Below are 11,555 nucleotides of genomic sequence, written 5' to 3'. Positions count from 1 at the left end.
CCTCTCGGCGGCCTTGCGAAAAACAAATCCAAGTTAGACCATTTCAAATGGTTCGATGTCTGCCCGGATGCGACACTGAAGTAAGTGTCCATCCTCGCAGTATCCGGTTCTCAAGGTGCACGCCTGCGCGGCTGAACCGGTTCCACCGGGCCGCGCGGCAAGGAGATATATTGCCAGACCGCGAAGCCCTGTGGGACGTCAATTCCACTCTTCACAAGTCCTACACAATATATTGCTTCCTATATAAGTCATAGAAAGGCTGGTGCAGAAATACTGCACGTATCAGATGATGACCCTTTGGTTCAGGAATATATAGAGATCGGTCACCTGTAAGTGTTTATCTACCCGCGCTTTTAGCAATGTAAACCGCGCTTCAGATAAAAAGAGGGAGCGCCGCGCACAACGCGACACTCCCCTAGCGATTCAAGAGAATCTATTAGGCCTCGAGAGCCTTCTTGGCGATGGTAGCCAGCTCGTTGAAGGACTCGATGTCCTCGTAAGCCATCTGAGCCAGGACCTTGCGGTCGAGCTCGATGCCGGCAACCTTCAGGCCGTGCATGAACTGAGAGTAAGAGATGTCGTTCAGGCGAGCAGCAGCGTTGATACGGGTGATCCAGAGAGAACGAATCTCGCGCTTCTTGTTGCGGCGATCACGATACTGATACTGCAGGGAGTGCTGGACCTGCTCTTTTGCATGCTTGTAAGTACGCGAAGCGGCACCGTAGTAACCCTTCGCACGGTGCATAACGGTACGGCGCTTCTTCTTGGCGGCAACAGCGCGCTTAATACGTGCCATGTTCTATCAACTCCTAGACGGTAAAACGAAAAACGGGAACTCGAACTTAGGCGAGACGCGACTTGATGACCTTGCGGTCGGCAGCGGCGATCTCGGTCTCCTGACGGAAGCCACGCTTACGCTTGGTGGACTTCTTGCTCAGGATGTGGCTCTTGAAAGCCTTGGCGCGCATAAGCTTGCCGGTACCAGTCTTGCGGAAACGCTTCTTGGTGCCGCTGTGGGACTTCATCTTAGGCATGAAATACTCCTTAATCGGTTACAGAACACTAGTTACTTGGTATCGCTTGCCGCTTTATCCTCATCGAAGGCGCCCTTAATCGGGGCGAGCAGCATAAGCATGTTACGGCCTTCCATCTTAGGCTTGGACTCGACCGTAGCGTAAGGCTTGAGATCCTCGGCGAGACGCTCGAGAACGTTAAGGCCCTGCTCCGGGTGAGCCATCTCACGGCCGCGGAACATGATGGTGATCTTAACGCGTGCGCCCTTCTTGAGGAAACGCAGAACGTGGCCCTTCTTGGTCTCGTAGTCGCCAACGTCGATCTTGGGTCGGAACTTCATTTCCTTGACCTCGACCTTGGACTGGTTCTTACGAGCAGCCTTGGCCTTCATGGCCTGCTGGTACTTGAACTTACCGTAGTCCATGACCTTGCAGACCGGCGGCTCCGCGTTGGGAGCGATCTCGACCAGGTCGAGACCCTGATCGTCGGCGACGCGCTGGGCATCGCGGATGGCGAACAGGCCGAGCTGAGAGCCATCGACGCCAATCAAACGGCACGAAGATGCAGTGATCTCGTCGTTGATGCGGGTGTCATCAGACTTAGCTATTTTCCCTACCTCCATTCATAAAAAAATAACCCGGCGCTTCTCAGCAACTAGGTCGTACACATAGGCTTCCTCGATTTGAGGAAGGGAATCTAAGTTGTATGACCAGTCAGCTGCTCATTGGCGCCAAAAGGTGGGAACCCTCGGGTTCCTCTTTAGGGCATTGCGGGAACAACGCCTTGCGAATAATAACACGTACAGCGCGTTATCACATTACGTACACGAAAAAGGGGCCTTGACCCCCTTGAACGCTCGCTTGCATGTATGGTGCCCGAGGCGAGACTCGAAGGGCCTTCGCTTCGCGAAGCCCCGGGCTTCGGACGCGCGGCGCCCTCGCCACGCTCCGCTACAAACAGGCCGCAGGCCTGTTTGCATAACGCTTCGCGCGCTCACGCGAGTTCGGCACGAAAAAGGGGGCCGCAACCCCCTTGAACGCTCACTTGCATGTATGGTGCCCGAGGCGAGACTCGAACTCGCACGTTGTTGCCAACGGTGGATTTTGAGTCCACTGCGTCTGCCAATTCCGCCACTCGGGCACGTAATGCGTGAGTTAGTTTATCACAGCTTTCTACCGATTAGTCCGAAAATGGAACTTCGAACATTTCGATGAGTTCGACCGAACGGAGCATCTCGCGCTGGCGGCACCCGCGTCCGTTAACCAAGACTTCGCCCATCTGATTGTCATAGGGATCCTCACGCATGCCATCGAAAGCGGGCACAAACTCGGCCTGGAATCGATCGTTGGCCACCATACGCCACGGGTCGAGATTGCCAAAGTAGTGACGACGACGCCACTCCTCCCCCATCCTGCGCGCCGAGGAGCCAAACGATACGTCGGCGTTAAGCCAACCGGTCTGTGGCGTATAGAACTCAGCCCAATCGTGCGGCCCCACCGAATCGGGCGCAACATACAGGCCGCTCTGCCAACGGGCGGGCACACCCGCGATGCGGCACATGGTGATAAACGTAAGTGCCATAACGCCACAATCACCGCGGAGCAAGTGTGCACAGTCATCGGCAATAGATCCCAAAAGCAGGTACGGTGGCTGATAGCGATAGTCGATATGCTGTGTCAGATAATCATAGATAGCACGAGCGCGATCGAGCGGATCCTCGAGCCCGTCAATAACACGCTCCGTCAGCTGTCGCAGGTACGGCGTAAACGCAATGTGCGGACGGTCCTCGGAAGTCTCCTCGGGCAGAGGCGCGTCCATACAGGGATGCGATGGGAGCGCGCCACCATAGATATCGCAATAGGCGGCATCGATGTGATAGCGATAGGTCACCGAGAATGAGCGATCGGTCGAGGAGACCCACGAGGCAGTGCGCGCCGAGGCGTTTGCGGGAGCAACGACCCCCTCCGGCGTCATATCAAGCATCTCGACCTGAGACTGCTGGCGGCAGGCGGCGGCAATGGGAAGCCACGCGCGAACGGTCTCCCCCTCCAAAGCACCGGGGACAGACACGCATGCCTTAAGCGTAATGGTGCGAGACAGCCCGCCCTGCGACTCCATCTCCTCGAGCATCTGGTTGCGCAGCGCAATTCCATCCGCAGAATCGGGACGCAGACCCGGAACCTCCTTGGGATACACGCGCAAAGAATCAAGGAAGTTATCGAGAACGAACAGCTGACCATCGATAAAGCGCCAGTCAATACGTTTGCGATCGATCAGGTCGTCAAACTGCTCTTCGGTAAACTCAGGCCACTCCTCGCGGATCATCTCGATAGCCCGATCACGCGACACCGAAAAATAAAGCGGCGTCTCGATCATGCGATACCGCTCGGCGCGAACGCAGGCAGCCAGCGAAGGCTCAGGGTTCTGCTCCAAAAGGCGATCGCAGGCGGCAACAGCCTGCGTCAAATACCCGGCATCCTTAAGACGAAGAATCTCGGGCGGCAGTCCAATATCGAGATGGCGAAAGTCATCGCAGCAAACATCAACAGAGCAACCAACAGGACCCTCGTCAATAACCTTCCCATCCGAAGGCAGCACATCAATAACAGCCATACCAAACTCCAAGTCATTAGAACTCTCGAAGCCCATTGTAGCGAGATAAAAAAGAAAGCCCCAACAAAGGGGCTTTCAATACCGATAAACGGTACCTATAAAAATGAATTCAGCCCAGTAACCCTGTAGCGAGTTAACGAAGGAGGCCCCGTTCACCCGGAGCTTTTCCCATTGCGTGACTTCTGGCAAAGCCAGTAGCCCTCTTAATTCAGACTCGTAACCCTGCGGCGGTAAACGAAGGAAGCCCCGTCCCCCGGAACTGTTTCCTTGGCGCGACTTCTAGCGAAGCCAGGTGAGCGCAAAGGAAACAGTGTAGGGAGACGGGGCTTCCGGCGGGAAGTTTAGCGACGCTTACGCCTTGTTGACGGAGCCAAACTCCTCCATGAGCTCCTTGGTGCGAGCAACGATGTTGTCGCGACCAGGCTTGAGGAGCTTGCGGGGGTCAAAGCCCTTGCCCTGCTGATCCTTGCCAGCCTCGATGTACTCGCGGACGCCCTTGGCGAAGACGAGCTGCAGGTCGGTGTTGACGTTGATCTTGGAGATGCCCAGGGAAATGGCCTTCTTGATCTGATCCTCGGGGATGCCGGTGCCACCGTGCAGGACGAGGGGCAGGTCACCGGTCTGGGCCTTGATCTCGCCCAGGCGCTCGAAGGAAAGGCCAGCCCAGTCGGCAGGGTACACGCCGTGGATGTTGCCGATGCCGCAGGCGAGGAAGTCGACGCCCAGGTCAGCGATCTGCTTGCACTCAGCAGGATCAGCGAGCTCGCCGCTGGAGGTCACGCCGTCCTCGGTGCCGCCGATGCCGCCGACCTCGGCCTCGATGGACATGCCCTTGGAGTGGGCAAGCTCAACGAGCTCCTTGGTGCGGTCAAGGTTAAGCTGGAAGGTCTCCTCGTGAGAGCCGTCATACATGATGGACGTGAAGCCGGCCTCGATGCACTTGAAGCAGTCCTCGTAAGAACCGTGATCGAGGTGAAGGGCGACGGGAACGGTAACGCCCGTGGCCTCGACGGCAGCCTTGACCATGTCGGCGCAGACCTTGAAACCGCCCATCCACTTAGCGGCACCAGCGGTGCACTGAAGGATCAGCGGAGACTTGGCCTCCTCGGCGGCCTGGAGAATAGCCAGGGTCCACTCGAGGTTGTTGGTGTTGAAGGCACCGAGACCGTACTTGCCGGCCTCGGCCTTCTTGAGCATGTCTGCTGCGTTGACGAGCATAAAAGAAACCTCCTGTAAGGTTGCTCCGATAACGCCTGTGATTTTACCACGGCGTATCCGAGCATAAACGTTCGTTTGTTCACGAATATCGTCCAAACAGACTTTTTTTGACCGTTTGCCCTACGGAATCGACCCGTTGGGGAAAATATCTTGACGTTTGGACGCTTCTCATGCTTCAGAAGCTGACTGCAAAGCTACATCTGCATGAAAGGGTTCTGCATAAGCTCGCGTGCCACAGTGGTCGAATCGCCATGGCCGGTTAGGCAAACGGTATCGGGCGGGAGAAGCCGGGCGAGCTTGGAGAGCGAGCGCAGAATCGCCGCCTCGTCTCCGCCGGAAAGGTCGGTACGGCCGTGGCTGCCCGGGAATAGTGTATCGCCCACAAAGGCAATGTTCCCCTGCTCGGTGGCAGCAAACAAGACAATGCCACCCGGCGTATGCCCGGGCGCCTCGATAACCTGCAGGCAAATGTCGCCTAGCTCAATGGTATCGCCCTCGGCAAGCAGCCGCGTCGGCTCGCCCGGATCGGGCGTCTCGATGCCCCACATCACTCGCTGCTCCTCTATATTCGCATGCGGCACAGTCGCATCCTTAACACACAGCTCGTACAAGGCGTCAGCGCCAACGGCGGCCCGAACTCCGGCTACACCGCCAACATGGTCGGCATGACCGTGCGTGCAGACGGAACCGAGCACATGCACGCCAGGGTGTTCGGCTCGGATGTGCGCAACGAGGTTTTCGCCTTCCCAAGCGGGATCGATAATCAAGCATTCGCCACTCGAAATAACGACGTAACTGTTGGTCTGGATGGGCCCGTTTACAAGCACCTCAATCGAAGCCGTACCCCGAGGGGTTAAGTCCAAAGCCGCAGCGTCCATGCGTGCGCCCTCCTTCTATAAACGTCGAGGCATCAAACGATGCCCCGAACGTAACCAATATCATTACTGTCGCGCGCTCGTCACGCCTATACGCGACGCTTGAGCTGAGCCCCACCCTCGCCAGGCATCAAACGGCGTGCATCGTAGACCGAGTCGACGCTGCTAATCGATGCCAGCAGCGGATCCAGACCACTCGCGTCCGAGATCTCGACCATAAAACGCAGGGTCGCAATGCCCTCGCGGTTGGTCGAGGTGGCGGCGGAAAGGATATTGCCGCCTGCATCGCCAATGGCGATGGTGACGTCCTTGAGCAGGCCCATACGATCCAGGCACTCGACCACAATCTCGACCTGGAAAAGCGTATCGGCAGCACCATCCCACTCTACGTCAATCATGCGCTCGGGGTGCTCCATGAGGCCCTTGACGTTGGGGCAGTTGGCACGATGCACCGAGACACCTCGGCCGCGCGTGATGAAGCCGACGATATCGTCGCCCGTCACCGGATTGCAGCAATGCGCCAGACGGACCAGCAGACCGCTGTTGCTCTCGCCCTTGACGATAATGCCGTTGCTCGCGCTCTTGCCGCGCTTTTGCGGCTTGCGGTTGGAGCCGCGGGCAGGCTGCTTGACGACCTCGGCGATAGCCTCGGCCTTGGTGAGCTGTTCCTCGGGCTTGGGGTCCAAGATTTGCTCGACCTTATTGCCCACAGCGCGCGGGGCGACCTTGCCCGCGCCAACGGCTGCAAAAAGGTCCTCGAGCTGCTTGAAGTTAAACTGCTCCGCCACGGCGTTGAGCGCACGCGTGGATCGCGGCGTAGAGATGCCATACCCGCGCTTGCGCAGGTCCTTAGCCAGTATATCGCGGCCGGCAGCAGCGTCATCGTCTTTGGTCGCGGCGGCGAAGTAACGGCGAATCTTTGACTTGGCCGAAGGCGTCTTGACGATCTTGAGCCAATCGCGCGACGGCTTAGAGCTCTTGTTGGTCAGGATCTCGACACGGTCACCCGTCTTGATCTCGTGCGTGAGCGGCGCCACCGCACCGTTGATCTTGGCGCCGACACAGTGGTTACCGACCTCGGTATGAACGGCGTAGGCAAAGTCGAGCGGTGTAGAGCCGGCACGAAGCGCCATGACCTCGCCCTTGGGCGTAAAGACAAAAATCTCCTGGTCAAACAAGTCGACCTTCAGCGAGTGCAAGTATTCCTTGGCATCGGTGATCTCGTCAGACGCCGCCCAATCGAGTGAATGCTTAAGCCAGTTAATCTGGTCGTCTAGACGCTGGGCATCATTGGTCTTAGACGCAGACGATCCGCCCGACTTCTTATAGAGCCAGTGGGCGGCAATGCCGTACTCGGCCTGCTCGTGCATCTCATAGGTTCGAATCTGAATCTCGAGCGGGCGGGCCGTGGGGCCGATAACCGTCGTATGGAGCGACTGGTAGTTATTGACCTTGGGCATGGCGATATAGTCTTTAAAGCGACCGGGCATGGGATGCCACAAGGTATGCACGGCACCAAGCGTGGAATAGCAATCGCGCACCGAATGAGTGATGACGCGCAGCGCCACCAGGTCGTAAATCTCGGAGAACTCCTTGCCCTTGCGCTTCATCTTTTGATAGATGGACCAATAGTGCTTGGAACGACCGTTGATCTGAAAGCCCTCAAGACCAATGCGATTGAGCTCATCGGTGAGCGTCTTGATGGTCTCGGCCAGATAACGCTCGCGAACCTCGCGCGACTCGGCTACCATGCGCGCGATGCGCTGGTAGGCATCGGGCTCCAAGTAGAAGAAGGACAGGTCCTCGAGCTCCCACTTGATAGAGCTCATGCCCAGGCGGTCGGCCAGAGGCGCGTATACGTCCATGGTCTCGCGCGCCTTAAACAGACGGCGGTCCTCGCGCAGGGCGGCAAGCGTGCGCATGTTATGCAGGCGGTCGGCGAGTTTGACGATGATGACGCGGATGTCCTTGGACATGGCAAGGAACATCTTGCGCAGCGTGAGGGCCTGCTTCTCGTCCATGCTGTCGACTTCGATGTTGGTGAGCTTGGTCACGCCATCGACGAGCTCGGCCACCGTATCGCCAAACAGGCCGGAAACATCGGTAAGCGAGGTCTCGGTATCCTCGACGGTATCGTGCAACAGCGCGGCGCACACCACATCGCAGTCCATCTTGAGGTCGGCTAGAATGATAGCTACCTCGACGGGATGGTTAATGTACATCTCGCCCGAGCGCCGCTTTTGGTTGCAGTGCTTCTCGGCAGCAAAGCAGTAGGCCTGCTCCACCTTGGAGAAGTCGTCCGCGTTCATATATTTGAGGCACAGACGCTCCAGCTTGTCGTAGCTATCCGCCATAATCTCGGGCGGCAGCTCATCGGCATGCTTATAGTGCTCCATCTCCGAAAACGGCTGGAGGGTGGAATCATGGGCGGTACGGGCTGCGGCGTCCATCGAGGTCCCCTTCCCCTAGGCCCGCGGTACGATCGGGCGGTTAACTTTGGCTAGCATATCAGAAGCGCACGAATCGAGTGCCCAACTCCGAAAAGCCGTGAACTCCATGCGCGAGCGCAAGCCCTCCAAATAGCGAATTGACCTGCTTAATTGCACGCGACCGGGGTTTTCCGCCATCGCGATGCGACGCGTATCGTCAAACCCCGAAACGCGGCAGAAACCGAGTTCTTCGAAGATTCCCAGGCCGCTTTCCACCGAGCGCTCGTCGACCGGCGTGCGGGCATCGATGGCAAGACACATCTGCGCAATGTCGATATCGCTTGCGCAGAATGAATCGTCCCCCGTCTTGCCACGGTTGGAGCGCCACATGGTCTGCAGCGCTCGATAGAGCGTGACAAGCTCATCGCGCTCGGGCGCGTAACAATCGAGCAGGCGCTCATTAATACGAGCGTCACGCGACGAATAGAGCAGGTGAATCACGGCGGGCTGTCCATCGCGGCCGGCACGGCCGCTCATCTGGTTAAACTCAATCGCGCCAAACGGCATGTGGTAGAGCACGACATGACGGATATCGGGCAGGTTGACGCCCTCACCGAAGGCCGAGGTTGAAACGATGCAGCTGAGACTTCCGTCTCTAAAGGCTTCCTCAACACGGCGGCGATCGGAGCGCGCAAGCCCGGCGTTATAGAACGCGATCTGGGTCGCACAGTCGGGCACGCGTTTGCGCAACGTCTTGGCAAGCGCCACGGACTGGTCGCGTGAGTTCACATAGATAACGGTCTTCTCCCCCGTCGCCACGATCGACACCAGGCGATTTTCGCGGCTCGCAAGGTCTCGGTCATCCTCGAGCTGCAAGTTCTCGCGCACCGTCTCGTCAACCACCGTGCGGGTAATCGGTAGCACGCGGGCGAGCTCGGCCACAACCGGAGCCGTTGCGGTGGCAGTCGCGGCCATGACAACGGGGTTGCCCAGGGCCTTGAGAATATCGGGCATGTCGAGGTATGCGCTCCGGTCACCGCCCTTGGCAAGGCCGGCATGGTGTGCCTCATCGATAACGACAAAGCCGATACGTCCAGAACGCGCAAAGCGATCGCGATGGATGGAAAGGAACTCAGGCGTCGTGAGAACGATGCCGGTGCGACCCGAAGCCAGGCCGGCAAACACGTCATCGCGCGCGGCTTCCACGGTCTCGCCGGTCAGCACGCCTACGCCAATGCCGAGCGCGGCCATCGTCGACGAGAGGTGATAGGCCTGGTCGGCAACGAGCGCGCGCAGCGGATAGACAAAGATACTCGCACGCCCGCGAAGAACCGCCTCGCGCGCGGCATGCACATGGAAGATAAGAGACTTGCCGCGCCCCGTTCCCATAACGGCCAGAACACTTTGGTGATCGGCCAGGGCATCGAGCGCCTCGACCTGCGCGCGGTGCGGCTGGTTCGATCCGATAAAGCTGTGAATGAGTGAGCGCGTGAGCTCGGTATAGGAAAGCTGGGCAAGCGTCTCGCGTTTACGCGACTCCAGGCGCAGTCCAGAATCCGCCGGTTGTACGCCGCGGCGAAGCTCACATGCCGGGTCGTCAACGCTGGGCGCCGTGGTATCGCGGACCAAGACATCCTTAATCATGAGCTTTGGCTTTACGCGACCTTGCCAATGCTCGGCAACGGCCTCGAACACCAAGTCGACAGCGCTGTCGCAATTGATAAGCCTATCGATCTGCGGCACACGAAACATGATGGCCGGCACGCTCGCGGCGCCATCCGTCGCCACGAAGCGCATATGCTCGCCGGTCTTGCCCACCACGGCGCGATCGCACATCGTCACGCCCTCGGCAGCCAGCAGCGGCACCTTATTACCCTGGCCAAACGGCTCAAGGCGGGAAATCTGCTCGATGGTCTCGATATTCAATTCGGAAAGGTCAACCGTGGCGGCAACCTCGTCGGTGTCCTCAAAGTCCTCGGCGGGAAGCTCGGACAACACGGCGGAAAGGCGACGACGAAACTCATCGAGCTTAGACGCCTCGATGGTCACGCCCACCGCACCGGCATGTCCGCCGCGGCGAATCAGCAGGTCGGAGCAGCGCTCGACGGCTTCGAACAGGTTGACCTTGCCCACCGAGCGACCCGAGCCACGTGCTATACCGTCCTCGATAGAGAAGAGCAACGCCGGCACGTGATATCGGTTGGTAAGGCGGCTCGCCACGATGCCTTTAACGCCCTCGTGCCAGCCCTCGCCACCCACGACGATTGCGCGACCGCCATCATAGGTCTCCTCGACCTTTGCCATGGCATCACGCGTGAGCTCCGCCTCAATCTCGCGACGCTGACGGTTGATCTCCTCGAGCTCGGCCGCCAGTGCACTTGCCTCGATAGGATCGCGGGCAAGCAGCAGGTCGAGCGCCAGCTTGGGATCGGCCATGCGGCCGGCGGCGTTTAAGCGGGGAATGAGCGAGAACGATAGACCGTCCGCCGTAATGGTAGAAAGGTCGGCCTTGGCGAGCGCTGCAAGCGCAATGTAGCCGGGACGAGCCGTCACGCGCATCTGTTGGATGCCCTCGGCGACCAACGCGCGGTTCTCGGCCGTCAATGGCATCATGTCAGACACGGTGCCCAGCGCCGCAACCTCAATCAGCGAACGCCAATACGACGGCTTACCCAGACGCTCGCCCAAAACCTGCACCAGCTTGAGCGCCACACCGGCACCGGCAAGTTCGCGTGAGGGGCCCTCATCCTCGAGTTTGGGATCGGTCAAGGGCACGCCCTGCGGCACCTGATCGGACGGCTCGTGATGGTCCGTGACCACCAAATCGATTCCCAAGCTCTCCAGATAGGAAACCTCTTCCTTGGCAGCGATACCGTTATCGACGGTCACGATCAGGTTGGGTTGAGCGAGCTCGTTGACGCGGTCGAGCGCCGCACGCGACAGGCCGTAGCCCTCGTCAAAGCGGTGCGGAATAAACGGCGTGACGTTGGCGCCAAACGAACGCAACGCCTCGGTCAACAGACAAGTCGACGTAATGCCGTCGACGTCAAAATCGCCAAAGACGGCGATGCGCTCGTGGCTGCGAATAGCACGCTCAACGCGGTCGGCGACGACCGCCATGCCCGGAATAACGAGTGGGTCCGCCCAGTCGCGATCGAGCGAAGGCGTCAAAAAAAGCTGGCCTTCCTCGATGGATGTAATGCCGTGCGCAACCATAATGCGCGCCACCAGCCCGGGTATGCCCAGACCAGCCGAAAGCTCCTTTTCGAGCTCGGGCTTTTGCTGAGCGACCGCCCAGCGATGCGTCGTCTTAAGCGATGACATAGGCGCCCACCCCCGATAGGGGCAGGTCGCCGCGATACCTCTCACGGTTCATAGCGATGAGTCCTCTGTGTATACCCGCTTC

General features: G+C 58.9%; 8 protein-coding genes and 1 tRNA gene. All 9 read right to left on the bottom strand.

Annotated elements, in window-relative coordinates; all coding sequences use genetic code 11:
* Positions 1 to 436: 436 nt before the first annotated feature.
* On the bottom strand, positions 437 to 796 hold the full coding sequence (gene rplT, locus I4W09_RS04420) for a 50S ribosomal protein L20 (RefSeq protein ID WP_006234421.1): 360 nt from the start codon (positions 794 to 796) through the stop codon (positions 437 to 439).
* 46 nt (positions 797 to 842) lie between these two features.
* On the bottom strand, positions 843 to 1,034 hold the full coding sequence (gene rpmI / locus I4W09_RS04415) for a 50S ribosomal protein L35 (RefSeq protein ID WP_006234422.1): 192 nt from the start codon (positions 1,032 to 1,034) through the stop codon (positions 843 to 845).
* A 32-nt stretch (positions 1,035 to 1,066) separates the two neighbouring features.
* The gene (infC, locus tag I4W09_RS04410; protein ID WP_006234423.1) at positions 1,067 to 1,636 is read right to left on the bottom strand and encodes a translation initiation factor IF-3; all 570 of its coding nucleotides are present in this window, start codon (positions 1,634 to 1,636) and stop codon (positions 1,067 to 1,069) included.
* A gap of 431 nt (positions 1,637 to 2,067) precedes the next feature.
* Positions 2,068 to 2,154 (bottom strand) — tRNA-Leu (locus tag I4W09_RS04405).
* 39 nt (positions 2,155 to 2,193) lie between these two features.
* Positions 2,194 to 3,627 carry a transglutaminase-like domain-containing protein gene (locus I4W09_RS04400; protein ID WP_196032254.1) on the bottom strand — a complete coding sequence of 478 codons (1,434 nt, stop codon included), beginning with the start codon at positions 3,625 to 3,627 and terminating at the stop codon, positions 2,194 to 2,196.
* A gap of 351 nt (positions 3,628 to 3,978) precedes the next feature.
* On the bottom strand, positions 3,979 to 4,845 hold the full coding sequence (fba, locus tag I4W09_RS04395) for a class II fructose-1,6-bisphosphate aldolase (protein ID WP_035137086.1): 867 nt from the start codon (positions 4,843 to 4,845) through the stop codon (positions 3,979 to 3,981).
* 194 nt (positions 4,846 to 5,039) lie between these two features.
* Positions 5,040 to 5,723, bottom strand: coding sequence for an MBL fold metallo-hydrolase (locus I4W09_RS04390; protein ID WP_196032251.1), 684 nt, complete (start codon positions 5,721 to 5,723; stop codon positions 5,040 to 5,042).
* A gap of 86 nt (positions 5,724 to 5,809) precedes the next feature.
* Complete coding sequence (locus I4W09_RS04385) at positions 5,810 to 8,170, bottom strand: RelA/SpoT family protein (RefSeq protein WP_196032248.1); 2,361 nt, start codon at positions 8,168 to 8,170, stop codon at positions 5,810 to 5,812.
* Between the two features lie 15 nt (positions 8,171 to 8,185).
* Positions 8,186 to 11,473, bottom strand: a complete 3,288-nt coding sequence (recJ, locus tag I4W09_RS04380; RefSeq protein WP_196032245.1) for a single-stranded-DNA-specific exonuclease RecJ — start codon at positions 11,471 to 11,473, stop codon at positions 8,186 to 8,188.
* Positions 11,474 to 11,555: the final 82 nt, after the last annotated feature.

The sequence above is a fragment of the Collinsella aerofaciens genome (assembly GCF_015670795.1).
In the GTDB taxonomy this organism is placed as follows: Bacteria; Actinomycetota; Coriobacteriia; order Coriobacteriales; family Coriobacteriaceae; genus Collinsella; species Collinsella aerofaciens_Q.
The sequence above is the reverse complement of the archived record's forward strand: the minus strand, read 5'-3'. Positions and strand labels throughout refer to the sequence as shown.

Coding starts and splice junctions, on each gene's coding strand:
- rplT (WP_006234421.1), bottom strand. CDS start 796: ATGGCACGTATTAAGCGCGCTGTTGCCGCCAAGAAGAAGCGCCGTACC.
- rpmI (WP_006234422.1), bottom strand. CDS start 1,034: ATGCCTAAGATGAAGTCCCACAGCGGCACCAAGAAGCGTTTCCGCAAG.
- infC (WP_006234423.1), bottom strand. CDS start 1,636: ATGGAGGTAGGGAAAATAGCTAAGTCTGATGACACCCGCATCAACGAC.
- I4W09_RS04400 (WP_196032254.1), bottom strand. CDS start 3,627: ATGGCTGTTATTGATGTGCTGCCTTCGGATGGGAAGGTTATTGACGAG.
- fba (WP_035137086.1), bottom strand. CDS start 4,845: ATGCTCGTCAACGCAGCAGACATGCTCAAGAAGGCCGAGGCCGGCAAG.
- I4W09_RS04390 (WP_196032251.1), bottom strand. CDS start 5,723: ATGGACGCTGCGGCTTTGGACTTAACCCCTCGGGGTACGGCTTCGATT.
- I4W09_RS04385 (WP_196032248.1), bottom strand. CDS start 8,170: ATGGACGCCGCAGCCCGTACCGCCCATGATTCCACCCTCCAGCCGTTT.
- recJ (WP_196032245.1), bottom strand. CDS start 11,473: ATGTCATCGCTTAAGACGACGCATCGCTGGGCGGTCGCTCAGCAAAAG.